General features: G+C 64.0%; 20 protein-coding genes. 3 read left to right on the forward strand and 17 right to left on the reverse strand.

All coding sequences use genetic code 11. From position 1 onward, the window contains the following. Positions 1–111: 111 nt before the first annotated feature. The 4 genes from NKJ08_RS28040 to bglB all read right to left on the reverse strand — a co-directional run bounded on the left by NKJ08_RS28040 (position 112) and on the right by bglB (position 5,913). Positions 112–1,380 carry an ABC transporter substrate-binding protein gene (locus NKJ08_RS28040; RefSeq protein WP_352784387.1) on the reverse strand — a complete coding sequence of 423 codons (1,269 nt, stop codon included), beginning with the start codon at positions 1,378–1,380 and terminating at the stop codon, positions 112–114. Positions 1,381–1,466: 86 nt separating this feature from the next. Next, positions 1,467–3,986 (reverse strand): hypothetical protein, encoded by a 2,520-nt coding sequence (locus tag NKJ08_RS28045; RefSeq protein ID WP_502906358.1) that lies wholly within the window; start codon positions 3,984–3,986, stop codon positions 1,467–1,469. Next, positions 3,983–4,816: a 5-dehydro-4-deoxy-D-glucuronate isomerase gene (kduI, locus tag NKJ08_RS28050; RefSeq protein WP_352527019.1), complete on the reverse strand. Its 834-nt coding sequence runs from the start codon at positions 4,814–4,816 to the stop codon at positions 3,983–3,985. Before kduI ends, NKJ08_RS28045 begins: the two co-directional genes overlap by 4 nt. Further along, complete coding sequence (gene bglB, locus NKJ08_RS28055) at positions 4,813–5,913, reverse strand: beta-galactosidase BglB (protein WP_352784389.1); 1,101 nt, start codon at positions 5,911–5,913, stop codon at positions 4,813–4,815. Before bglB ends, kduI begins: the two co-directional genes overlap by 4 nt. A 112-nt stretch (positions 5,914–6,025) precedes the next feature. Between bglB and NKJ08_RS28060 the strand changes: the two genes are divergently transcribed. Further along, on the forward strand, positions 6,026–7,093 hold the full coding sequence (locus NKJ08_RS28060) for a LacI family DNA-binding transcriptional regulator (protein WP_352784392.1): 1,068 nt from the start codon (positions 6,026–6,028) through the stop codon (positions 7,091–7,093). Here the strand turns inward: NKJ08_RS28060 and NKJ08_RS28065 are convergent. Together NKJ08_RS28065 and NKJ08_RS28070 are read right to left on the reverse strand one after the other, a co-directional pair. Beyond that, positions 7,078–7,560, reverse strand: coding sequence for a flavin reductase family protein (locus NKJ08_RS28065; protein ID WP_352527016.1), 483 nt, complete (start codon positions 7,558–7,560; stop codon positions 7,078–7,080). The genes NKJ08_RS28060 and NKJ08_RS28065 overlap by 16 nt on opposite strands. Then, positions 7,560–8,717 carry an LLM class flavin-dependent oxidoreductase gene (locus NKJ08_RS28070; protein WP_352784395.1) on the reverse strand — a complete coding sequence of 386 codons (1,158 nt, stop codon included), beginning with the start codon at positions 8,715–8,717 and terminating at the stop codon, positions 7,560–7,562. The genes NKJ08_RS28065 and NKJ08_RS28070 overlap by 1 nt, the downstream gene beginning before the upstream one ends. Before the next feature lie 166 nt (positions 8,718–8,883). Here NKJ08_RS28070 and NKJ08_RS28075 point away from each other — a divergent pair, with 166 nt between their 5' ends. Both NKJ08_RS28075 and NKJ08_RS28080 read left to right on the forward strand, forming a co-directional pair. Then, the gene (locus tag NKJ08_RS28075; RefSeq protein ID WP_352784420.1) at positions 8,884–9,579 is read left to right on the forward strand and encodes a GntR family transcriptional regulator; all 696 of its coding nucleotides are present in this window, start codon (positions 8,884–8,886) and stop codon (positions 9,577–9,579) included. A gap of 60 nt (positions 9,580–9,639) precedes the next feature. After that, positions 9,640–10,713, forward strand: coding sequence for a Gfo/Idh/MocA family protein (locus tag NKJ08_RS28080; protein WP_502906359.1), 1,074 nt, complete (start codon positions 9,640–9,642; stop codon positions 10,711–10,713). A gap of 30 nt (positions 10,714–10,743) precedes the next feature. Here the strand turns inward: NKJ08_RS28080 and NKJ08_RS28085 are convergent, their stop codons facing one another. The 11 genes from NKJ08_RS28085 to NKJ08_RS28135 all read right to left on the reverse strand — a co-directional run bounded on the left by NKJ08_RS28085 (position 10,744) and on the right by NKJ08_RS28135 (position 22,979). Next, the gene (locus tag NKJ08_RS28085) at positions 10,744–11,802 is read right to left on the reverse strand and encodes an ABC transporter ATP-binding protein (RefSeq protein WP_352527013.1); all 1,059 of its coding nucleotides are present in this window, start codon (positions 11,800–11,802) and stop codon (positions 10,744–10,746) included. Positions 11,803–11,838: 36 nt separating this feature from the next. After that, complete coding sequence (locus tag NKJ08_RS28090; RefSeq protein WP_023674179.1) at positions 11,839–12,660, reverse strand: carbohydrate ABC transporter permease; 822 nt, start codon at positions 12,658–12,660, stop codon at positions 11,839–11,841. Continuing rightward, entirely contained in the window at positions 12,661–13,563 is a 903-nt protein-coding gene (locus tag NKJ08_RS28095) for a carbohydrate ABC transporter permease (RefSeq protein WP_502896139.1), read from the reverse strand. A 35-nt stretch (positions 13,564–13,598) separates the two neighbouring features. Further along, complete coding sequence (locus tag NKJ08_RS28100; protein WP_352784401.1) at positions 13,599–14,936, reverse strand: ABC transporter substrate-binding protein; 1,338 nt, start codon at positions 14,934–14,936, stop codon at positions 13,599–13,601. A 62-nt stretch (positions 14,937–14,998) separates the two neighbouring features. After that, positions 14,999–15,658, reverse strand: coding sequence for a GntR family transcriptional regulator (locus NKJ08_RS28105; protein WP_352784404.1), 660 nt, complete (start codon positions 15,656–15,658; stop codon positions 14,999–15,001). 39 nt (positions 15,659–15,697) lie between these two features. Further along, positions 15,698–16,582 (reverse strand): dihydrodipicolinate synthase family protein, encoded by an 885-nt coding sequence (locus NKJ08_RS28110; RefSeq protein WP_352777899.1) that lies wholly within the window; start codon positions 16,580–16,582, stop codon positions 15,698–15,700. Between the two features lie 204 nt (positions 16,583–16,786). Beyond that, complete coding sequence (locus tag NKJ08_RS28115) at positions 16,787–18,586, reverse strand: ABC transporter ATP-binding protein (protein WP_352527008.1); 1,800 nt, start codon at positions 18,584–18,586, stop codon at positions 16,787–16,789. Further along, entirely contained in the window at positions 18,583–19,527 is a 945-nt protein-coding gene (locus tag NKJ08_RS28120) for an acetamidase/formamidase family protein (RefSeq protein ID WP_352527007.1), read from the reverse strand. Before NKJ08_RS28120 ends, NKJ08_RS28115 begins: the two co-directional genes overlap by 4 nt. After that, positions 19,517–21,163, reverse strand: coding sequence for an ABC transporter substrate-binding protein (locus tag NKJ08_RS28125; RefSeq protein ID WP_352527006.1), 1,647 nt, complete (start codon positions 21,161–21,163; stop codon positions 19,517–19,519). The genes NKJ08_RS28120 and NKJ08_RS28125 overlap by 11 nt, the downstream gene beginning before the upstream one ends. A 32-nt stretch (positions 21,164–21,195) precedes the next feature. Then, positions 21,196–22,116, reverse strand: a complete 921-nt coding sequence (locus NKJ08_RS28130; protein ID WP_352527005.1) for an ABC transporter permease — start codon at positions 22,114–22,116, stop codon at positions 21,196–21,198. Next, positions 22,113–22,979, reverse strand: a complete 867-nt coding sequence (locus tag NKJ08_RS28135) for an ABC transporter permease (RefSeq protein ID WP_352527069.1) — start codon at positions 22,977–22,979, stop codon at positions 22,113–22,115. The genes NKJ08_RS28130 and NKJ08_RS28135 overlap by 4 nt, the downstream gene beginning before the upstream one ends. Positions 22,980–22,987: the final 8 nt, after the last annotated feature.

Consider the following 22,987-nt stretch of genomic DNA (forward strand, 5'->3'; position numbering starts at 1 on the left):
GTGGGCCCGCCGCGGGGTCCCAACACTTCCGCGCCCTGTTTCCGTGAGACGCCCCCAAGACGCCGGGGCCCGCCAGAGCGGCGCCAGTCCATGCCAGTGTCGCGGCGGCGGTCACTTCGCCTCGGCAACCTTGTCGGCGATATCCTGGTCGATCCTGCCCCAGGCATCGTCGAGGCTGAGTTCGCCGGCCATCACCTGGCTGACGCGCGTCACCAGCGCGGCGAAATAAGCGTTGGCCCACTTCCACGGCGGCAGCGCATCGGCCGCCGGCAGGGTTTCACCCGCCGCCTTGACGAACTTGTCGAGCGCCGGACCGACATTCTTGTCGGCCGAATCCCATTTCAGTCCGCCCTTCTCGACGATGCCCTTGTGCGCGGGCAGAAACAGCGTGCGTTCGCTGAACTCTTTCACCACGTCTTCGCGGGCCAGATAATCCATGACCTTGGCGACGTCCTTGGGGTTCTTCGTGTATTTGATGGCGACCAGCGCCGCGCCGCCTTTCACGCCCGAACAGCCTGCGGGGCCGCAGGGCGAGCCGGTCGCCACCCAGTCGAAACTGTCGCCGATCTTGGTCGACAGATTGGCGACCTGCCAGCTGCCCGAATAATAGAACGGGATCTGGGCGTTGATGAAGTCGTCGGCGGCCGCGCGGTAGGTCGAGCCTGCCGCCGACACCCAGGTATCCTTCAGCATCAGACCCTTGGAGGTCCAGTCGACGAGCTTGCCGACGAATGCCTTGGTGCCGTCGTCCACTTTCGCCGGCGTGCCATCGGGTCCGATGTAGTTCGCCCCGAAGGAGACATTCGGACCCGAAATGCGGTGGCCGGAGCGGTCGATCGCGAAGGCCGCCGGAAGCTGCTGACTCTTCGCCACCTCGGCGGCGGCGTTGAGCCAGTCATCCCAGGTCGCCTTGTCGCCGGGCAGCGGCACGCCGGCCTGTTCGAACAGCGTCTTGTTGGCGAAGCCGCCGGTGAGCGTGAGCTGGGTCATGAACCCTGGGATGGCGTTGGAGCCGTCGGGGCGCATCCAGTCCAGCGTGTCACTGAAATTGTCCTCCCAATATTTCGGGTCGGCCACCAACGGCCTGAGATCGAGCCAGTGCTGGGCGAGCTCCTTGATGTTTGTGACGCGGGCGATGTCCGGGCCCTGGCCAGCTTCGAGCTGGATGGGCAGCTGCTCCTGGATCACCTTGTAGGCGACATTGTCGAGCGTGACGTGGATATCGGGATTGTCCTTCATGAAACGGTTCAGAATGTCCTGGATGACATCGCCTTCGACACCGTCCGAATACCACATGATGCGCACGTCGCCGGCAAACGCGCTGGTCGATGCGAGCAGGCTGACCGATAACGCGGCCAGCAAAGTGCGGGTCTTATTCATGCTTCGTCTCCTCCTTTATCCGGGGCAGCGCCCGATGATTCAAGCTGCCACGCCCTCTCCTCTTGAGGGTCGCAGCCGATTCCTCCCTACTCTTTGCGTTTCATGCGCTTCGCCTCACCGCGCACGATCCAGTTGGCCGGATCGAGTGTACGTCCCTCAGCCACGATCCTTGCGTCGGCGAGGAAGCGCACCGTGCCGTACTCCGGATCCTCGACGATCAACTCGCCGTCAGGGCCGGACCGCACCGACAGGCCCCCAAAAGCGGCAGCCCAAGCATCGAGCGCCGGCAGATTGGCATCCCGGTCACCGAGGCGAACGATCCATGTCGTCCTACGTCCCGCCGCCCGCAACTCATTGCCGGCCGTCGGGCCCGCCTCGACCCGCGTGAGCGGCACATCCGTCTTCAGCAAGACGAAGGCGTCGCCGGATTGCCCAGACGCCCGATCGCGATCCACTTGCACGGCATCGAAGGCACTTGCCGGGAACCAGGCGTGCGTGAAGTCGGGCTGTTCATCCGAGCAGGAGAAGCTGACGATGGCGAGGTCGCGGTATTGGTGAACCCGGGGCAAAGTGCCTGAGCCGCCCCAGTAAGACGGCCTGCCATACCCCGACTGCAGCACCTCGCCCGGGTGGTTGATCCAGATCTGCGCATCCGGATTCTTGCCCAGCCGGGCGTGAATGACTGTCTCCTGATAACCCCAGTGGTTCCAGCGATAGCCGGCGGCGCTGCCCATTGCATGGTCACGCGTCTTGTAATGGTAGAGCCGCGCGAAGCGGTCCTGTCCCTGCGCGAAAGTCCATTCCCACGCCGTATCGTCGGTGAGGGAAGCAACTGCCGCCAACCCGTCCGGAACGCTCAAGCCGTGGTCCCGCAGGCAGAGTGCGAGCTGCGGCAGCGCGTGAAAGCGCATGCCGTAATTGCCCTTGCCCCAGAGCATGCGGCAGATGCCCGATAGCTCCAGGGAACGCGCCGCGCGTAGCGTGTGCTCATAAGAGCGGCCCTGCGCCCCGGTGAGAATGCCGCGATGGGCCGAGCGGGCGACGATTTCAAGCAGGCGTATGATTGCTTTGCCGGCACGTTCGGCGATGTCCTTGTCCGGGGCCAGCGCGTAGAGCGCACACAAGCCCTTGAGGTCGATCGGGAAATAGGGCGCCGAGTTGAACTCGGCCACCTCCCATGCCTCGAAATGGTCGAGCCAGGCCCGCACCCGCGCGGCTCCAACTGCGGACTGCTCGCGGCCAAGGCGGCCCGATCGCACGAAGCGTGCGTCAGCCAACAGGCCACCGGCAATATAGGCGGCGGTGTGGAAGAGCAGCGCGTGGTTCTCGGAGAAGTACCACTGCACATCGTTGCCGGGCTCGTCCATCCAGTAGCGATAGCCGAGAATGGCGTTGTCGACGCGCGCGCGCAGGCTCACTTCCAGCCGATCGCCATAGGCCTTGCGGCACCACAGCAGCGGCACCAGGATGAAGTCGGCGCAATCGTGACAATCCTCGATCGCCGGCAGCGTGCCGGAGATCATGGCGTCGGTCTCGGCGCCCTCCTGCCCGATCGCCAGGCGCGCCAGCGCGCGTACTGTGTCAGCCTCGGCGTGACCGGCGACCTCGCGCAGGGCTTCATCGATACGCGCCGCAAGCGTTTCCGGTGCCTCGCCCTGACGGCGCGCGTGGCAGATCTCGACGCCGAAGACACGCGATACGGAATAGCCTGCGACCGTCAGCGTCACCTTGAAATGGCGAAAGTCGGCCGGCAGTTGCTCGGTATCGGCGATCGGCAGGCGCGTCTGGCCCGCCGGCAGATCGAAGGCGAAGCGCACCGGCGCCTCGATCGACATGAAATCGCCCTCGATCTCGACCTCGATTTGCGCGTCGCACGGCAGGGCCACTCCGGTGACCAGCGCCACCTCGCCGCCGTCATAGGCGGGCCGCTCGAAATGCATATCGTCGAGAGCCGCCTCCATCGCGCTGGCGACACCGCCCGCCACCTCGACCGGCAGTGCGACCGAAGCAGCCGGACCCGACAGATAATCGAGCTGGAAATAATAGCGGGCATCGCGCTCGGCGAGGTCGTCGAACCATATGCGAATGTCGTTGCGGCCGGCCTTCAGCGCGATCTTGAAATCCTCAGCACTTTCCAGATTGCGGCCGTAGGGCGCCATCCAGCCGGCTTCCTCGCCATTGGCAAAGAGCATGGCGCCGCCGCATGTGCGCAGCCGCACCAGCGCCTCGCCAGTCGAGGCCGCCTCGATGGTGGTTTCGGCCCAGGTTCCAAGCACCGTCGGCCGGAACCAGAAGCCCGACAGGTCGACGCGGGGCGAGGCGAAGGGCAGCCAGACGCGCTCGGCGCCGAATTCGGCGCTGACCTGAGGTCGCTTGCCGCGGCGTTCCGCCGCGAACTGCGTGCGGCATGGATATTCATGCGGAATGAAATTCTTGTGCTTGGTCAGGAAGAAGAAGGGATCCATCTCGCCTTGCATGGGCTGGTCGGCCACGTCGTAGCGTTGCTCGGGGATAGACCCCAGTCGCCAGTAGACGATTGGCTGCCCCGCCATGAGCGGCCGGCGCAGCGTAAAGTCGGTCTGAATGCTTTGCGAGGCCTCGCTCATCGCAAATCCTTCACGGCAACCGGATCGACATCGGTGTAGGCTTGGTTCTCGCCGGTCATGCCCCAGACGAAGGCATAGGGGCCGGTTCCTGCGCCCATGTGGATAGACCAGGCAGGCGACAGGACGACGTCACCGTCGGCGACCATCAGGTGGCGCGTATTGTCCGGCCGGCCCATCAGATGGACCACACGGTCGGCCTTGGCGAGGTCGAAGTAGCAATAAGCTTCCATGCGCCGCTCGTGCAGATGCGGCGGCATGGTGTTCCACACACTGCCCGGTGCGAGGTCGGTGATCCCCATCAGCAAGAGGCAGGACGGGGCCACTTCGGGATGGATGTACATGCGCAGCGTGCGCCTGTTCGCGCGAGCCTCCTCGCCGAGCACAAGCGGCTTGGCTTCGCTGCTGACGATGAGACGATGCGCAATATCAGCGCCGGCCGGAACCGAGTTCATGTAGAAATGTGCCGGCCTCTCCGGATCGTCGCTCTCCAGCATCACCTCGCGTGCTCCGCGTCCGACATAGACGATGTCGCGGTTAGCCACGGGAAAGCGCCTGCCGTCCACCGCGACTGCGCCATTGCCGCCGAGATTGGCGATGCCCATCTCGCGCGCGTCAAAGAAGAGCGGGGTGCCGACTTCGGCCCCGTTACCGAATGTCAGCGGGTTGGCCAGCGGCAGCGCGCCACCGACGATCATGCGGTCGACATGGGTGTAGACGAATTCTATCGCGCCAGGCCGGAACAGGCCGTCGACCAGGAACTCGGCCCTCAGCCGGTCCGTGTCCATGCCGGCAATGTCGGCCGGCGACGCGCCGTAGAGCGTCCGCATCATGCCGCCTCCACCTTCGCCTGCAGACGCCGCGCCCCTTCGGTCAGGCATAGAATGGCCAACGCCTGCCCGTAGCCCGTCGGATGGATCGGTATGTCGCGGTAGAACTGCAGGTCGGGGCCCATGCGTGTGCCATAGGACACGTTCGCCACCACACCTTTGTCATCGATGTTGGCCACCACAGCTTCCAAGGCGCGGAGACCGGCGGCACGGCACTCTCTCGAACCGATTCCGAGCCGCGCGGCCTTCATCAAGCCGTAGCCGAAACCGGCCGTGGCAGAAATCTCTTCGTAGGAAGTCGGGTCGTCGAGCAGAGTATGCCATGCGCCCGAACCTGCCTGCACCTCGAGCAGGGCCTTGATCTGCGTCTCCAGCACGCCGAGCAGATAGGCCCGAACCGAAGGCGCAATTTCGGCGAACTCCACCAGATCGAGGATACCCACGGTGATCCAGGCATTGCCTCTCGCCCAAAGGGCGCGGGCGAAATTGTGCCGGCCCGCGAACGTCCAGCCGTGAAACCACAGCCCGGATGCCGGATCGGCGAGATAACGGGCGTGGACCAGGAATTGCCGTTCCGCTTCCTCGACGAAGCGACGCTGGCCGGCAGCCTGGCCGTAGGATGCGAGGAACAGCGCCACCATGAACAGCGTATCGTCCCACAATTCGTCGTCGTTGACCCGGTCCGAAACATCGTGCTGGAAACCGCCTTCGGGCGTCCGCGGCAAGCCGGTGACCACCCGCTCGGCCCATTCGCGCAAGACCGGCTCAAAGCGCGGCTGGCGCCGGCGCCGCCACAATTCGCTTAGCGCCAGCAGAGGTGCGGTGGTGTTGACGTTCAACGCCGGGAGACCGGCAGCGATGCGTCGGTCGTACCAGGCCTCGATCGTCTGCAGCAGCCGATCATCACCGGTCAGCGCCCACAGCCGGACCAGCCCGTAGAGCCCGACGCCCTGCGGCCATTCCCAACTGTCGAAGCTGACGTAGTCGCCCGCCGTCCCGTCGAGATTCGGCTCGTGGAACCGCCCGTCATGGCGCAAGCCGGTCATGCCGGCCACGAGGCTGGCAAGCGCGGAATTCAGGCGTTCGGCCGACAGCGGCATCACTCCTCCCGTTTCTCCCGCTTCAACAGAACTGTTTCACAGGCATTTTTCTTGCGCAATCTGAAAATTTTTTGCATTAACCTAGGTGACTTTGTCGGAGATGCGGGAGCGGATGACGATCCAAGGCAAGCGCGGCCGCCCCAGCCGCCGCATTCGACTTGAAGAGATCGCGGCGCGTTGCGGCGTGTCGGTCAGCACCGCCTCCCGTGCGCTGAGCGGGGTCGGTGGCGTGAGGGATGAGCTTCGCACCAGGATCATCGAAACGGCTAAGTCGATGAACTACGCCATTCCCGCCTCGGTTGCGGGCCGCAAGGTCATCCTGGCCGCAAGCAGCGTGGCAATGGTCGACAGCGCCCGCAATCAGTTCACCTATCACGTTCTCGACGGGCTCAACGAACGCGCCCGGTTGCTCGGCGTCGAACTGGTGACCCGGCCGGTCGCGACGTCCGAAGACGAAATCGCGCTTCTGCGTGAGTCCGAGCGCGACGACCGCGTCGCCGGCTGCCTCTTTCTGACGCTGGATGACGATGACGTGCTGACGCTGACAGCCGGCTTTACCAAGCCGATCGTGCTCGTCAACGGCGACGATCCCTCGATGCGCCATTCGAGCGTGACGCCCTGCAATCGCTCCGCCGCGATGCTTGCCGCGCAGCATCTGATCAGCCTCGGCCACCGCCGCATCCTGTTCGTGTTGCGGGGTGGCCGGCGCACGATCGAGCGGCGCTACGAAGGCTGGCGCGACGCGCTGATCGCGGGCGGCATTGCCGGCTTCGACGATCTCGTGGTCGAGGTGCAGGACTGGCTCCCCGAGCTTGCGAGCGAGGCCGTGACCGAGCGCATCGCGGCCCGCGGCCTTGATTTCACCGCCGTGCTGACGGCCGGCGACAGCCTGGCCTTTGGTGCCATCGCCGGCGTCCAGAAAGCCGGATATTCGGTGCCTGGCGATGTGTCCGTCGTCGGTATGGACGACCTGCCGCTGGCGGCCTTCTGCAACCCGCCGCTGACGGCGATGCACATTCCCATGCGCGAGATCGGATCGGCGGCGCTTAGCCTGCTGCTCGATGACATGGCCCATTCGGGGTTGCCGCCGCGCCGCGTCGAGCTCGCCTGCAATCTCGTGGTGCGCCAGTCGACGGCACCAGCCCGGAGGGGCGCTGGCCGTCATCAGCCCGCCTCTTGAGCCGGCGGCTTGCCGCCAGCAAAGAGCAACGGCAAACCCTCTTGCGTCTCCAGTTCAAGGACATGTCCAAGCAGGATCATATGATCGCCTGCCGGGAAGCGGTCGGCGACGCTGCATTCGAACCGCGCCAACGCCCGTGGCAGCAGCGGCACGCCGTGCTCGTTCCACGAGAGGTCAAGATCGGCAAAGTCGGTCCCCGACTTCGAAAAGCGCCAGCACAGATCGATTTGATCTTCCGCCAGCACGTGAATGGCGTAGTGCGCGGAATTGGCGAAGGCTTCGAACCGGCGCGAGTGGCGGCCGATCGACCAGAGCACCAGCGGCGGATCGAGCGACACGGATGAGAAGCTGTTGGCAGTGATCGCGACCGGCCCGTCGGCCGTGCGTGTGGTGACGACCGTGACACCGGTGGCGAAACGCCCGAAGGCGTTGCGCAAAAGGCGCGGATCGCACACGACATGCTCCATCAGCGGCGCTCCTCCGTTCCCAATGGTGTTGCCGGGACCCGGTCCGGCACCCTGCCATAGGCGTGCGGCAGTGAGCACGTCTTGAGCTGGGGCAGCACCTTGGTGCCGAAATGACGCGCCTCGTCGAGATGCGGGTAGCCGGAAAAGATGAAAGCGCGGATCCCCATCTTCATATACGTCTCGATTTCCGACAGAACCTGATCGGTCGAACCCACCAGCGCTGCGCCGCAGCCCGAACGCGCCCGCCCGACGCCCGTCCACAAATGCGGCTCGACATAGCCTTGCGCATCGGCGATCTGGCGGTTCTTAGCCTGGTGCGATACGCCGAGCGATCGGGCGTCGAGCGCGCGCTCCCGGATCGCCCTGCCCTGCTCGTCGTCCAGCTTCGACACCAGCTCCCGGGCATAATCCTTTGCCTCGGCCTCGGTATCGCGCACGATCATGTGGACGCGCAGGCCGTAGTCGAGCGTCCGCCCATGGCGCTTGGCACGTTCGTGGACGGCTTTCATGCGGCCGGCGAGCTCCTCCTTGGTTTCCGGCCACATCAGGTAGACGTCGCACTGTTCGGCGCAAAGCTCGAGCGCATCGGGCGAATAACCGCCGAAATAGAGCAGTGGACCGCCATTCTGCTGATAGGGCTTCGCCGGCGCCGTCGAGAGCCCCTTGAAACGAAAGACCTCGCCCTCGAAATCGATGCTGTCCCGGGTCCAGGCCTGGCGCAGGATCTGCACCACCTCGCGGGAACGCTGATAGCGGTAGGCGCTGTCGGCCGTCTCGCCCGGAAAGTCCGACGAAATGATGTTCACCGTCAGCCGGCCTTCCAGCATGTGGTCCAGCGTCGCGATCGTGCGTGCCAGCATGATCGGCTGCATCTCGCCGCAGCGCACAGCGGCGAGCAGATTGATCTTCGACGTGATCGGCGCGCAGCCGGCAACGAAGCTCAGCGTGTCCTGGCCGACCTGATAGGACGACGGGCACAAGATGTTGCGGAAGCCGAGTTCCTCGGACGTCTTCACGATCTCGGAGCAATGCGCCCAGCTCGAGCGCAACGCCCCGTCCGGCACGCCGAGATAACGATAGTCGTCCGAGCAGAGTGCGGCGAACCACGAAACTTCGGCTGCGTCGAGATCCGGCGAGGTGATTGGGACGATGCTCATTGCCACTCTTCAACGAAAGTTCGGCGCTGCGAATGGGGCTTGCGTAGCATTCGTTTTGGTGTAGATCAATACTGTATCAATTTTGGCGTCGCCGCCGAAGACCGGGATGCAATTGGGACGCGGGATGCAATTGACAAGGGCCGACCCCGGCCACCGATCGAGCCAGATGCGCGGCCCCTTGCCCGTGCACTTGCAGATCAGCGAAATGCTGATCCGCGAAATCGCCGCCGGACGGCTGGCCGACGGGGCGCGGCTGCCGCCCGAGCGCGAGATGGCCGCGAGCCTGGGGATCGCCGTCGGCACGCTCAGGCGGGCGCTTGCAGATTTGACCGAAAAGGGGCTTCTCGACCGCATCCAGGGGTCGGGCAACTATGTGCGGGCGCGCGGCGACTTGCTCGGAATTTATGCCTTCTTTCGCCTGGAGCGCATCGGCGGTGGCGGCCTGCCGAGCGCCGACGTGCTGTCGGTCGAGCGGCTGCCCAAGCCCGCCGACCTGCCGCAATTCGGCAGCGCAGGCGAAGCGCACCGTATACGCCGGCTGCGGCGGCTCGACGGCGAGCCGGCCGCGGTCGAGGAGATCTGGCTCGACGTCAGCCGCGCCGAGCGGCTCGAGCGCGAGGATCTGTCGGAATCGCTCTATCTGCACTACCGCCTCGCGCTCGGCTTCTCGATCGTTCGTGCCGAAGACCATGTTGCCCTCGCGCCCGCGCCGGACTGGGCTCCTCTCGAGTTCAGGCCGCCGCCAGGGATGGTTGTGGGTTTCATAGAACGTATCGCCTGGGCTGGCGACGGTGCCAGCGCAGAGTATTCCCGCAGCTGGTTCGATCCGGGCGCGGCGCGGTACGTCACGCGTTTCAGATAGGCCGGAGGAAGACGCCGGGTGACCAAATCATCGATCGGCTACGGCATCATCGGCTGCGGCATGATGGGCCGGGAGCACATCCGCAACATTGCCCTGTTGCCTGACGCGCATGTGGCCGCGATCTTCGAGCCGGACCCCGTCATGTTGGCAGCGTCGCTGGCGATGGCGTCGGGGGCGCGATCGGCGGCATCGATCGCCGAACTGCTGGCCATGGACGAGGTGGACTGCGTTTTAATTGCCAGCCCCAACCACCGTCACCTCAGCCAGATGGAGGAGATCGCCGCACTTCGACCACTGCCGGTGCTGGTGGAAAAGCCGCTCTTCACCGAGGCCACCGACGAGGGGCGGATCGCGGCGCTGAAAGCTCGGCTTCCGCTCGTCTGGGTGGCCATGGAATACCGCTATATGCCCCCCGTCGCCGAATTCATCGAGCAGGCGCGCCACGCCACCGGCGGCATCCGCATGCTGACGGTCCGCGAGCACCGCTTCCCCTTTCTGGCCAAGGTCGGCGACTGGAACCGCTTCAACCGCAACACCGGCGGCACGTTCGTCGAGAAGTGCTGCCACTTCTTCGATCTGATGCGGCTGATCCTCGAATCCGACCCTGTCCGTGTGATGGCGAGCGCGGGACAGGCCGTAAACCATCTCGACGAAAGCTATGGCGGTGAGACGCCGGATATTCTCGACCATGGCTACGTGCTGGTTGACTTCGCGAGCGGCGCGCGCGCCATGCTGGAACTGTGCATGTTCGCCGAGGGCAGCCGCTATCAGGAGGAACTCTGCGCTGTCGGCGGCAACGGAAAGATCGAATGTCTGGTGCCCGGGCCGGGCCGCTTCTGGCCGACCCACCTTGGCCCCGCGCCAGTGCCCCAGCTGATCGTTAGCCCGCGCAATCCGCCTGGACCACGCCTGCTGGAGATTCCCGTCGACCCCCGGCTGCTCGAGGCAGGCGACCATAACGGCTCGACCTATTTCGAGCACGCCCGCTTCACCGCTGCGGTACGCGGACAGGACAAAGTGGAGGTGACCTTGCAAGACGGCTGGTGGGCCGTCGTCATGGGCCTCGCCGCCCAGAGATCGGCCCGCGAAGGCCGCGCCATCGAACTCGCTGGTGAATTCGCGTTGCCGACCTAGGCTGACCACGACATCCACCGGACCGTCGAGTCAGATGCGCCGACCGGTTTCTGCGTCGAACAGATGCGCACATGCGCGGTCGATCTCGATCCGCACCCCTTCGCCTTGCTTGAGGGCAAGCCGCTCCCGGAAGAGGCAGGAGATTTCTTCACCGGAGCAGTCGACCCTGGCGAAGATTTCCGAGCCGGTCGCCTCGAGAAGCGTGACCGTACCCGGCATGCCCTGCCCGGTTGCCCGGATATGTTCCGGGCGAATGCCGTAGACGAGTTCGCGTCCTGCAGCATCCGCCGGGTGGGCACCTTCCGGCAGAGGCAGAATCAGCCCGCCGGCACTGCGGAAAACGCCCTCCTCGATGCGGCCGGCAATGAAGTTCATGGCGGGCGAGCCGACAAAACCGGCAACGAAGAGATTGGCCGGATGATCGTAGAGGTCCAGCGGCGCGCCGATCTGCTCGACCAGGCCGTCATGCAGCACGACGATCTTGTCAGCCATGGTCATGGCCTCGATCTGATCGTGCGTGACATAGATCGTCGTGGTACCCAGCCGCTGGTGCAGGGCCTTGATCTCGCCGCGCATCTGGACGCGCAATTTGGCGTCGAGATTGGAGAGCGGCTCGTCGAACAGGAAGACCTGCGGGTCGCGTACGATCGCGCGGCCCATCGCGACGCGCTGGCGCTGGCCGCCGGAAAGCTGGCGCGGATAGCGGTCAAGCAGCTTTTCCAGGCCGAGAATGCCGGCTGCCTTCCTGACACGGCCCGCGGTGTCGACCGGATCGGCCTTCTTGATCTTCAGGGCAAAGCCCATGTTGTCGGCGACCGTCATATGCGGATAGAGCGCATAGTTCTGGAACACCATGGCGATGTTCCGATCTCGCGCCCGCAGATTGTTGACCATACGCTCGCCGATGGCGATCTTTCCGCCGGAGATCGTTTCAAGTCCCGCAATCATACGCAAGAGCGTCGACTTTCCGCATCCCGACGGGCCGACCAGGATGACAAACTCGCCGTCGGCGATATCGACGCTGACGTCGTGAATGATCTTGGTTGCCCCGAAGGCCTTCTGCACGTTGTTGATCGTTACCGATGCCATTGGATCTTTCCTGGAAAAGAATGTCCGGGCGCGCCCTCAGCCGCCCTTGACGGCGCCGGCTGTCAGCCCGGCCACGATCTGCCTTTGCGCGAACATGGTCAGGATCAGCACCGGCAGCGTCACCACCAGCGCTGCCGCGGCGAGCGGCCCCCAGCTCACCTGCTCGTAGGACAGCATGTTGTAGACGGCGACCGGCAGTGTGCGCGTCTCTCGGCTGGCGAGCACCACGCCGAAGACGAAATTGTTCCATGAGAAAATGACGGACAGGATGAAGGCGACGACGATGCCCGGCTTGGCGATGGGCAGGGCGACCAGCCGGAACACCTGCCAGGAGCTGGCGCCGTCGATGTTGGCCGCCTCTTCCAGTTCCATCGGCGTGGTCTCGAAATAGCCGATCATCACCCAGACCACGATCGGCACCGTCACCACCAGGTGGATGATGATCTGCGGCCACAGCGTGCCGAGGATCCCGATCCACTGGAACAGCAGAAACAGCGGGATGAGATAGGATAGCCCGGGCGTCATGCGGGCTATCATGATGACGACCGCCGACCGTTCAGCCTTGAGCCGTGCGATGCCATAGCCCGCCGGCACGCCGATCAACAGCGCTAACAACGTGGCCGTGCCGGTCACCAGAACCGAATTCCAGAGATAGAGCAGGAAGTTATTCTCCTCGAACACTTTCACATAGTTCGACCAGGCGAAACGTTCGGGGATCAGGATCGGCGGATAGGCACCGTTGTCGATCTCGAATTTCAGCGACAACGAGATCATCCAGAGGAAGAACAGGATCGCCGGCGAGACGAAAACCAGGGCAGCGAAAAACAGACCGATCTGGTTGAGCAGCCGCGAACTCATCTATTTGCCCTCCGTATCGATCCACTGCGAGCGTTGGCGCAGCATTAGGAGGACAAAAGACAGGGCCACGATGACAATGAAGAACACCACGGCCATGGCCGAGCCGTAGCCGATATCGTAGTAGGAAAAGGCGGTGTTGTAGAGATAGATGTTGATGGTTTCCGAGGCCGTGCCCGGCCCGCCCTGGGTCATCGCGTAGATGATATCGAAGCTCTTCAGCGCATCGATCGTGCGGATGATGACCGCGATCATCAGGAACGGCGCGATCATCGGCAGAGTGAGATAGCGGAATTGCTGCCAGGCATTGGCGCCGTCGATCTCCGCGCTTTCGAAGGGCTCGCGCGGCACCGAGGCCAGCCCACCCAGCACGATCAGCATGACCAGCGGCGTCCACTGCCAGGTCTCGACCGCAACCAGCGACGGGATGACCGTGTTGGCATTGAAGATCCATTCCTGAGCCGGGATGCCGACCAGTGACAACAGGTAGTTGAGCACGCCAAGCTGGGGATGGAACATCATTGTCCAAACCAATGCCACGGCAACGGGTGTTGCCATCATCGGCATGACGAAGACGCCGCGCAGCAGGCCGCGCAACGGAAACCTGGCATCGAAGATCAGGGCGGCCAGAGTGCCCAGGAACATCGGCGCTGCAACCGAGAGGAAGGTGTAGGTCAATGTATGAACCAGAGATTCCCAAAACCGCGGATCGCTGGCCAACCGGAGATAGTTTTCCATCCCGGCAAAGCTCCGCGACTGGCCGAGCGTCCAGCGGTTGACGCTCATCCACAGCGTGAAAGCCCAGGGGAAGACGATGACGGCGCCGACGACGACGAGTGCCGGGACAACGAAAGGCCAGTAATTGGGAGCCAGCCGGATCGTCTGGCTCCCGTCGATAACCGGCATCGTCACCCCGGCTTGTTCTGGGGTGGTGGCCGACATCAGCCCTGCTCGCTCCTGTCGAGAACCGGCTGGAACTGCTCGGTGGCCTTCTTCAGCTCCGCGGCGGGATCGGCGGCGGCAATCATGTTGGTCAACGCCACGCCATAGATGTCGCGGAATTCAGTGACGGGGATGATGACCGGCAGCGCCAGCCGGCTGATATTGCCTGAGCCGATCACGGCATCAAGCCAGCTTGCCGGCATGGTGACGCCTTCGCGCACCTTGGGATCCTCCAGCACGGATTTGCGGAACGGAACGCCAGCGCCGGCCTGCAACAGCCGCGCGCCCATGGCTGGCGATACGGCCCACTGACAGAACAGATAGGCGGCCTCCTTCTTCTCGCTGGCGGCGGTAACGCCAATCCCGTCGCCGAAGGTGCCCGAGGCATGCGCCTTGGGACCCTTGGGCATGACGCCGTAGCCGACCTTGCCGACCACTCTCGATTTTTCCGGGTTTTCCATCGGCGGGGCAAAACCCACGCCATCGAGCCACATGCCGATCTTGCCTTGCAGGAAGGCCGACTGTGCTTCGGCCCAATTGAACCCGGTGACGCCCGGAGGGGCGGACTTGGTCATCAATTTTTGATAGAGGGCAGCAGCCTCGATCGCCTCGGGAGCCTCGGTGCGCAGCTTCCCCTTGTCGTCGAGCGGCGTCACGTCGTAGCCGAGCATCAACGACGTCCACACCGGCGTGTTTGCGTTCTTGAGCCCGCGGGCGACGAAGCCGTATGTGTTGGTCGACGGGTCGGTCAGCGCTTCGGCGGCGGCCACCAGTTGCTCGAACGTCTCGGGGTATTTGAGGCCTTTGGCCTCAAACAACTCCTTGTTCCAATAGAGGATCCAGTAATCCACCGAGAAGGGTAGCGAGCGCAGCACGCCCTGGCCGTCCTTGGCAAACAGCATGCCGGCCTCGGCGAAGTCGCTTTCGACCAGCCCCGGGTCGGTGAGCGACGGGTCTGCGAGATAGCCGGCGATGTCGGCCAGCCAGCCACCCTTTTCAAACTGGCGCTTCTGCACGTGGTAGCTCAGATGCACGACGTCGAAGCTCGGCTTGCCCGAGCTCAACTCGATTACGGTCTTCTGGCGCTGCTGCTGCTCGGGCGTGGCCTCGGCATTGACCTTGATGCCGGTCAGTTCCTCGAATTCGGCGAGATATTTCAGGATGGTGTCGCTGCGCGGACTTTTCACCAGATTGACGTCAAGCGTCGTCCCGGCAAAGCGTTTCCAGTCGACGCCTGCGGCAAAGCTGGGGCGGAGTCCCACAAGGCCGGCAGCGGTGAGCGCCGCGGTTCCGGCAAGGAGTTGCCTCCTGGTTGGGTTGAACAGATTGGACGACATTTTTTCCTCCCGGGTTGCTGTCGTGTGCGTTGCATCGCGACCGCGGCGCGGCCTTCACTTCCTCAGATCTGGAGCGCCAGCCGACGCGCATTGTCGATATGCAGACTGATCGCTTCAACCGCTTTTTGCGGATTGCGGCTCTCCATGGCTTCGATGACCGCCAAATGTTCGCGCATCACCGGCACCACACGACCGTCGATGCGGAAACGCTCCTGGTGGATCAGCCGGATTTTCACCGAGTTGACCAGATAGGCCTTGGCGATAATCTCGTTGCCCAGCGCATTGATGAAGGTGTCGTGCATGGCCCAGTCGACGTTCTGGGCCTTGGCTTCCATTTCCGATGTCGGCGCTTGCAGCAGGGCTTGAGCCAGCATCTCCTCATGTTCGCGCCGCATGCGGGCAAGTTCGGCATCTGAAGCGCTGACCGTAAATAGCGCCACTGCCTCGCGTTCCATGAATAGCCGAAACTGAAAAGCCTCGCGGATCAGATTGATGTCGATATGCGCGATCTGCATGCCGCGCTGCGGGATGGTGGTCAGCAGTCCCTCGGCCTCGAGACGCGGGACGATCTCGCGAATGGCGCCCAGCGGCAGCCCGGTGAAAGCGACCAGTTCGCGCTGAGACACGAACTGCCCCGGCCGCAGATCGCGGGCCAGCAAATGCCGCGTGAAGCTGGCATAGGCTTTCTCCCGGAGAGTGATCGGTTCGCTGCCGTCTTCCAATTCAGCTCGCTTCCTTTGTCAGTCAACTGGCTTTGTCGATCAGGCCGGCTCTGTCGCAAACAGCCTGTCGTAGGCAGCAGCAAGCTGTCGCTGTCCTTGCGGGCCGATCGCCTCCAGGGGCGGGCGGACCGCCAGCCAGCGCTCGTCGCCGGTCTTGCGCGCCACCATGACCTTCACCGCCGGCGTGACCGGATATTTGAGCAATTCAAGCACGAAGTCCTCGACGCGGGGATCGTCGCGGCCGTCTTCGACCATTGCACGGATTTCGCCGGTAACAAAATTAGCCATGCCGGAAATCGCACCCTGTCCACCGTGGCGCACGCTTCTCGCCAGATGCCGTTCGTCGCCGATCAGGATCACCAGATCGCCGTGCGCTTCAAGCAGCGCCTCACTGTAGCTCCAATCCCCGCCGGAATCCTTCACCCCGGCCACCGCAGCGGGAAAGGCGGCGCGCAGCCGGCCGATCAGCCCAAGCGGGAGCGGCACCATGGTGACAGAAGGGATGTTATAGAGGAGGACGTCACGAGCCAGCGGACCGAGTGCGGCGAAGACGGCGGAAAACCATCCGAACAGCCCTTCCTCGCCGACATTCTTGAAGTAGCTCGGCGGAGCGAGCAGAATGTTGCGAACGCCGTGCTGCAAAGCGTACCGAGCCTGATCGGCGGCGTCTTCGGCCGCATCGACCAGCACTCCGGCCACGAGCTGATGTGCCGGAATACCGGCCGCCAGCATGGCTTCGGTGACGACCCGCCGCTCGTCCGTGCCCACCGAGGCGCCTTCCCCGGTGGTGCCGAACAACGTCGCGCTGCTGCAGCCGGCGCCAAGGCAGGCCCGGGCGTGCGCGATCATCGGCGGGAGAGCTATCTGTCCCGACGCGTCGAAGGGTGTGGTGAGAGCAACCGAAAGACCAAAGCGGGAAGCCAACGCGATCTCCGTTTAAATCAATGTGCGCGTAGTGCTAGCACACTAACATGTTAGATGTAAACTGGCGATCTTCCGAACTGATCGCTGCCGAACGGCGCTGCCGCGGCGGCGCCATCGCCGATCACATCCTACCGCCCGAGCATCACACATGCTGCTGTCCCCGAGCCTCCGCGGGATTGGCTGGACAACGCAGCCTAAGCTCGATCAGGTGGCGACGAGGTGGCCGTTGCCAACGTCTTCAAGCTTGAGTTTCGAGGGCTCCTCGCCGACACGCCGGATAGCGCTTGGAATTTCGCTGTCCAGACGCGCGAACCGGGCGCGGCGCTGGCCTCGATCGGGAACCGGAACGGCTTCGATCAGCCGCTTTGTGTAAGGATGCCTCGGATTGGAGAAGATCTGGTCGCGGGTGCCCATCTCGACGATCTGCCCCAGATACATCACCGCCACGCGATCGGAGATGTTCTCCACCACTGCCATATCGTGTGAGATGAAGAGATATGCGACGCCGAATTCGCGCTGCAGCTCCTTCAGCAATCTTAACACGCGCGCCTGCACCGACACATCGAGAGCAGAGACGCTTTCGTCGGCAATGATCAGCTTTGGTCGCAGCGCCAGCGCCCGTGCAATGCAGATTCGCTGGCGCTGGCCGCCGGAGAATTCGTGAGGATAGCGCTCCATCTGGTCAGCGGAGAGGCCGACACGTTCGAACAGGGCGGCAATCTGGGCGTGCCGTTGCTCCTTGTCGCCGATACCGTGGATCAGCAGAGGCTCGGCCACGAGATCGCCCACTCGCATGCGTGGGTCTAGGGACGCGAAGGGATCCTGGAAGATCATCTGCACATTGCGGCGTACAGCCTTGCGCTCCTTGCGACTGAGCGTCGACAGGTCCTGACCGCCGATTGAAATGCTGCCGGTGTAGGGTACCAGCCCGGCGATCGCCTTGGCCGTCGTCGACTTGCCGCAGCCGGATTCGCCGACCAGCGACAGGGTTTCGTGTGGCGCGATCGAGAAGCTGACGCCTTCGACCGCGTGCACTCTGCGGTCGACGCGGCCGAAGAAGCCGCCGCGCAGGTCGAAGCGGACGTGAAGATCGCTGACATCTACAAGCTCGGCCGGCATTTTAGCGGCATCTTGTCGGTCTTCGGCCGTCCGTTCGCCGCCGATGCGCGGCACCGCCGCCAGAAGCTCGCGCGTATAGTCAGCTTGCGGGCGGGTGAAAATGTCGGCCGCTCTGCCCTGCTCGACCATCCGGCCATCGCGCATGATAATGACACGGTCCGCCATCTCGGCGACGACGCCCATGTCGTGCGTAATTAGGATAACGCTGGTGCCGTGCTCGCGCTGCAGGTCCCGCAGCAGCTCCAGCACCTCGCCCTGAACCGTGACGTCGAGAGCGGTGGTCGGTTCATCGGCGATCAGCACGTCCGGGTTCAGGGCCAAAGCCATGGCAATCATCACGCGCTGCCGCATGCCGCCTGAGAGCTCGTGCGGATATTGCTCGAGCCGCCGTTCCGCATCCGGAATTCGCACTGCCTTCAGCGCCTCGAGCGCCCTCAGCCGCGAGTTGGAGCGCGACAGCGAGGTGTGGGCCTCGATCGCTTCTGTGAGCTGCCGTCCGACGGAAAGAACCGGATTGAGCGACGTCATCGGCTCCTGAAAGATCATGGCAATGCGGTCGCCTCGGATGCGGCGCATGCGGCTCTCACTGAGCGCCGCGAGATCCTGATCGCCGAGTTGGATGGAGCCTGATCTGATGCGTGCCGCCGGCTGCGGCAGCAAGCCCATGATGGCCAGCGCCGTCATCGACTTGCCGGAACCGGACTCGCCAGCAATGCAAAGCGTCTCGCCGCGCATCAGGCCGAATGTCAGGCCGGAAACGACGTCGCGATCGCCCTCATCGCCACGCACGGCGACGGTCAGACCTGAGACGCTGAGAACCGGCCTGACAGAGCCACTCTCCGCGGCGGTCTGCCCGGGTGGTTTGGTGTCCTCCGCCACCTTCATTCGAAAACGCAGCGGGGAAAGTAGAAGGAAACCACCCAATTGGGCATGTCGACGATCTCACTGATGCGCAGGTCGCCGCAAACCGACACGAGCATATAGGCGTCTACCGGATCCATGCCGTAGCGGCCGGAGAGCAGGTCGACCATCTGGGAGACGGCGCTCTTGGCGCCGTCCATCAGATCCGGCCCGATGCCGGTTGTCACCTCGTAGCCCTTGGCGTCGAGATGCCGCGACACCGGACCCGGCGTCGTGAAACGAGGGGTTCGCAGCCGGGCATCCTTGACCAGATCGAGTGTCAGCACGGCGTTCATCGGGCTCTCGATCGCCGTGCCGCAGACCTCGCCGTCGCCCTGCGCGGCGTGTGTGTCGCCGACCGAGAACAACGCTCCCGGAACCTCCACGGGAAGGTAGAGAACCGTGCCGGCAGCGAGATCGCGAATGTCCAGATTGCCGCCCATGCGGCGCGGCGGGATCACCGAATGCAGGCCCGGCTCAGCCGGGGCGTTGCCGATGGTGCCGGCGAAGGGCTTGAGCGGCACCCGGCCGCTCTTGCCGAACAGCGCCGGTTGGAGCGAGACGGCGTCGTACTTCCAGAGGTTCAGCGCCGGCTGAGTGAAGTCATCCGTCAACAGACCGAACCCCGGGATGTTCGCGGTCCAGCCGAAGCCGGACGGCTTGAACGCCTCGATGGTGATCTTCAGGGCATCGCCCGGCTCCGCCCCGTCGACATAGATCGGCCCAGTAACCGGATTCACCTTGGCGAAGTCGAGCAGAGCAACGTCGTCGACAGTGCTCTCCATCGTCAGCTGGCCGCCCGACGAATCGAGGCACTCGAACTCGATCGTCGACCCGGGCGCCACCCGTTCGGCCGGGACAAAGGAATTATCCCAGCCGAAATGATGGTGGCGCCCGTGGATGGTGTAGTCGCAGTTATTGCACATCGGTCACATACACATTGTCGTAGTTGATCGGGATATGGACCGGGTCGACATAGAGGTTGTCAGCGCCGCCCATGCGGGTGGATTTCATGGTGAAACGCTGCTCGTTGAACACCGGCGCCCAGGGCGCGTCGTCCATGATCTTGCCGTAGATCGCACTCCACATCTTGGCGCGTTCGCCGGCCTTGGCCGGGTCGACGACCGAGTCGGCCTCCGCCGCCTTGCTGTCGAGATCCTTGTTGCAATACCACGACCAATTCCAGCCGCCGGGAACGGCACCGGCGCAGCCGAGGATCGGTCCGTAGAAGTTGGACGGATCGGGGAAGTCGGCGATCCAGGCCATGCCGCCGGACCAGATCATCGGCGCACCGGCTTTGTCGCCGCCGGCGGCGATGACGTTGGCCTGGGCCAGCGCCTGGATGCTGGCCTTGATGCCGACCGCCGCCAGATCCTGCTGGATCGCCTGGGCAATGCGCGGGTTGGGGTCGGTATTCATGGCAAACAGCTGCGTGTCGAAGCCGTCGGGGTGGCCGGCCTCGGCAAGCAGCGCCTTGGCCTGTGCCACGTCATAGGGATAGCCCTTGAACGTCTTGTCATAGCCGGGCATCGACGGTGGCAGCGGCTGGTTCGCGGGCACCGCGCGGTTGTTGATCAGCTGGACGATGCGCTCCTTGTTAATCGCCATGTTGACCGCTTGCCGTACCTTCACATTGTCGAAGGGCGCCATGGTGGTGTTCATGGTGATGTAGCCGGTGTGCAGCTGGCCGCCCTCGACGACGCGGGCCTTCTGCTCGGGATCGGCCATCACCTCCTGGAATTTGGCCGGCGGAATGCCGTCGCCGGGAACGTCGATCTCGCCCTTTTGCAGGCGCAGCAGCGCCACGATCGGCTCCTGGCCGATCTCGAAGGTGATCTTGTCGAGATGCGGCAGGCCCTTGTGCCAGTAATCCGGGTTGCGCTCGAAGACCACACGCTGGCCAAGCGTCCATTCGGCGAGCTTGAAGGCGCCGGTGCCGACCGGATGCTTGCCAAAATCCGCGCCGTATTTCTCGACCTCCTCCTTCGGCACGACATGCGAGAAGTTGATGGCCATGACATGCAGGAAGGTAGCGTCGGGCCGGGTCAGTTCAAACTTGATCGTGTAGGGATCGACGACGGTGATGCCCGCCAGGCTTTCCGCCTTGCCGGCGGCGATATCGTCATAGCCCTTGATCGAGCCGAAGAAGCCGGCGCCGGGGCTCTGGGTCTTTGGATTGGTGACCCGGTCGAGCGAATATTTCACGTCGTCGGCCGTCATCTCGCGGCCATTGTGGAACTTCACTCCGTGGCGCAGCTTGAACGTGAAGGTCTTGCCGTCGGGCGCAATCTCGTAGCTCTCGGCGAGGTCGGGCCGCAGGTTGGTGGTGCCCGGCTCGTAGTCCATCAGCCCGTCGAACAGGCTCTTGATCATCGACCAGTTCTGCCAGTCATAGCCGATGGCTGGATCGAGCGTGGCGACGTCGTCCTTGTAGGTGATGGTGATCGCGCCGCCCTGCTTGGCATTCGGATCGACGGCATCTTCGGCGCGCACGCTTGTCATGCCAAGCAGCACCAGCGCAAGCGCCGATGCCGTCACGGTCGATATCAAATAGTTTCTCATGTCATGTTCCCTTTCTCTGGTTTTCTTGGTTTTCATCTGAGCTTGATGCGTGGATCGATGAACGGTGCGACGGTGTCGGCCAGGAGATTGCCGAGCACGATGGCGAAGGCCGAAACCAGGGTGACCCCCATGATGATCGGAATGTCGATGCGCTGGATGGCCTGCCAGGCAAGCTGGCCGATACCTGGCCAGCCGAACACGCTTTCGACGACCACGATGCCGCCCATGAAGATGCCGATGTCGATGCCGATCATGGCGATGACCGGGAGGATGGCGTTGGGCAGCGCGTGGCGAAAGATGATGGCGCTGCGCGCAAGGCCCTTGGCACGCGCGGTGCGCACGTAATCCTGGCGCAGCACGTCGATCATCGACGAGCGCATCATGCGTGCGTACCAGCCGGCGCCGAGAATTCCCATGGTCAGTGACGGCAGCACCAGATGCCGCCAGGTGCCGTAGCCGCCGATCGGGAACCAGCTGAGCCGCACCGCGAACACATAAAGCAGCAGCAAACCGACGACGAATTGCGGCGCCGAAACGCCGACGAAGGAGGCGACCATCAGCGACTGGTCGGTGGCGGTGCCACGCTTGACGGCCGCGATGAGGCCCATCGTCAGGCCGATCACGACCTCGCAAGCGATAGCACCGACCATCAGTAGCAGGCTTGCCGGCAGCCGTGAAATGATGAGCTCAGTCACCTCGGAACGCTGGATGTAGGAGCGCCCGAGATCACCGCTGAGCAGCCTGGTCAGGTAGTGCCAGTACTGGACGACAAAGGGCTGGTCGAGGCCGAGCTGCCGGCGGATGTTCTCGACCGTCTCGGGCGTGGCGCTGCGGCCGGCGATCTGGCGGACGGGATCGGCGGGCAGCAGATAGAGCAGTGCAAAGGTGATCAGAGAGACGCCGAGCAAGATGAGCACGGACTGGACAACGCGGCGGCCGAGATAGGCGATCATGCCCGGCCCCTTTGCGTCGGATCGAGGATGTCGCGCAGCGCATCACCGACGAGGTTGAAGGCCAGCGCCAGCGCCAGGATCGCCGTACCCGGAAAGAAGACCAGCCAGGGCGCTGCCTGGAAGTACGTCTGGTTTTCGAAAATGATGTTGCCCCAGGATGCGGTCGGCGGCTGCACGCCGATGCCGAGATAGCTGAGCGTCGCTTCCAGAAGCACCGTGGTCGAGATGCCGAGCGTGCCCCAGACGATGATCGTCGGCACCAGGTGCGGCAGGATATGGCGAAACAGGATGCGTGGGGCGCTTGCCCCGATGGTACGCTCGGCGTCGATGAACTCGCGCTCGGAGAGCGAGCTTGTCTCGGTGTAGATGACCCGGGCGGTCTGTACCCAGTTCACCAGTGCGATCACCATGGCGACGATCCACAGGCTCGGCTGGAGCACTGCCGCCAGGCAGATGGCAAGCAGCAGCGCCGGGAAGGCCATCATCAAATCGGTGAAGCGCATAAGCGCACTGCCGATCCAGCCGCGGAAATAGCCGGCGGTGATGCCGATCAGCGTGCCAATCAGAAGCGCCACGCCATTGGCGACGATGCCGATGATCAGCGAGGTGCGCGCGCCGAAGAGAAGACGGGTCAGGAGGTCGCGGCCAAGCAGATCGGTGCCCAGCCAGAATTGGGCGCCCGGCGGCATTGGCGCGCCTTCAAGGGTGAGCCCGTCGAACATCTGCTCGTTGGGATCGTAGCCTGTCAGCCACGGTGCAAGGACGGCGCCGACCACGACGAGGGCAATGATCACCAGGCCGAGCAACGCCAGAGGCCGTTTTAGCAGACGTCGCCAGAGGCCAGCGTGCGGCTTGGCCGGCATGCGCCGGG

This window comes from Mesorhizobium sp. M0244, assembly GCF_040321795.1.
GTDB lineage: Bacteria > Pseudomonadota > Alphaproteobacteria > Rhizobiales > Rhizobiaceae > Mesorhizobium.

Coding starts and splice junctions, on each gene's coding strand:
- NKJ08_RS28040 (WP_352784387.1), bottom strand. CDS start 1,380: ATGAATAAGACCCGCACTTTGCTGGCCGCGTTATCGGTCAGCCTGCTC.
- NKJ08_RS28095 (WP_502896139.1), bottom strand. CDS start 13,563: ATGCCGGTTATCGACGGGAGCCAGACGATCCGGCTGGCTCCCAATTAC.
- NKJ08_RS28135 (WP_352527069.1), bottom strand. CDS start 22,979: ATGCCGGCCAAGCCGCACGCTGGCCTCTGGCGACGTCTGCTAAAACGG.
- NKJ08_RS28130 (WP_352527005.1), bottom strand. CDS start 22,116: ATGATCGCCTATCTCGGCCGCCGCGTTGTCCAGTCCGTGCTCATCTTG.
- NKJ08_RS28125 (WP_352527006.1), bottom strand. CDS start 21,163: ATGAGAAACTATTTGATATCGACCGTGACGGCATCGGCGCTTGCGCTG.
- NKJ08_RS28065 (WP_352527016.1), bottom strand. CDS start 7,560: ATGGAGCATGTCGTGTGCGATCCGCGCCTTTTGCGCAACGCCTTCGGG.
- NKJ08_RS28120 (WP_352527007.1), bottom strand. CDS start 19,527: ATGTGCAATAACTGCGACTACACCATCCACGGGCGCCACCATCATTTC.
- bglB (WP_352784389.1), bottom strand. CDS start 5,913: ATGCCGCTGTCGGCCGAACGCCTGAATTCCGCGCTTGCCAGCCTCGTG.
- NKJ08_RS28075 (WP_352784420.1), top strand. CDS start 8,884: ATGCGCGGCCCCTTGCCCGTGCACTTGCAGATCAGCGAAATGCTGATC.
- NKJ08_RS28115 (WP_352527008.1), bottom strand. CDS start 18,586: ATGAAGGTGGCGGAGGACACCAAACCACCCGGGCAGACCGCCGCGGAG.
- NKJ08_RS28090 (WP_023674179.1), bottom strand. CDS start 12,660: ATGAGTTCGCGGCTGCTCAACCAGATCGGTCTGTTTTTCGCTGCCCTG.
- NKJ08_RS28070 (WP_352784395.1), bottom strand. CDS start 8,717: ATGAGCATCGTCCCAATCACCTCGCCGGATCTCGACGCAGCCGAAGTT.
- NKJ08_RS28085 (WP_352527013.1), bottom strand. CDS start 11,802: ATGGCATCGGTAACGATCAACAACGTGCAGAAGGCCTTCGGGGCAACC.
- NKJ08_RS28060 (WP_352784392.1), top strand. CDS start 6,026: ATGACGATCCAAGGCAAGCGCGGCCGCCCCAGCCGCCGCATTCGACTT.
- NKJ08_RS28045 (WP_502906358.1), bottom strand. CDS start 3,986: ATGAGCGAGGCCTCGCAAAGCATTCAGACCGACTTTACGCTGCGCCGG.
- NKJ08_RS28100 (WP_352784401.1), bottom strand. CDS start 14,936: ATGTCGTCCAATCTGTTCAACCCAACCAGGAGGCAACTCCTTGCCGGA.
- kduI (WP_352527019.1), bottom strand. CDS start 4,816: ATGATGCGGACGCTCTACGGCGCGTCGCCGGCCGACATTGCCGGCATG.
- NKJ08_RS28080 (WP_502906359.1), top strand. CDS start 9,640: ATGATGGGCCGGGAGCACATCCGCAACATTGCCCTGTTGCCTGACGCG.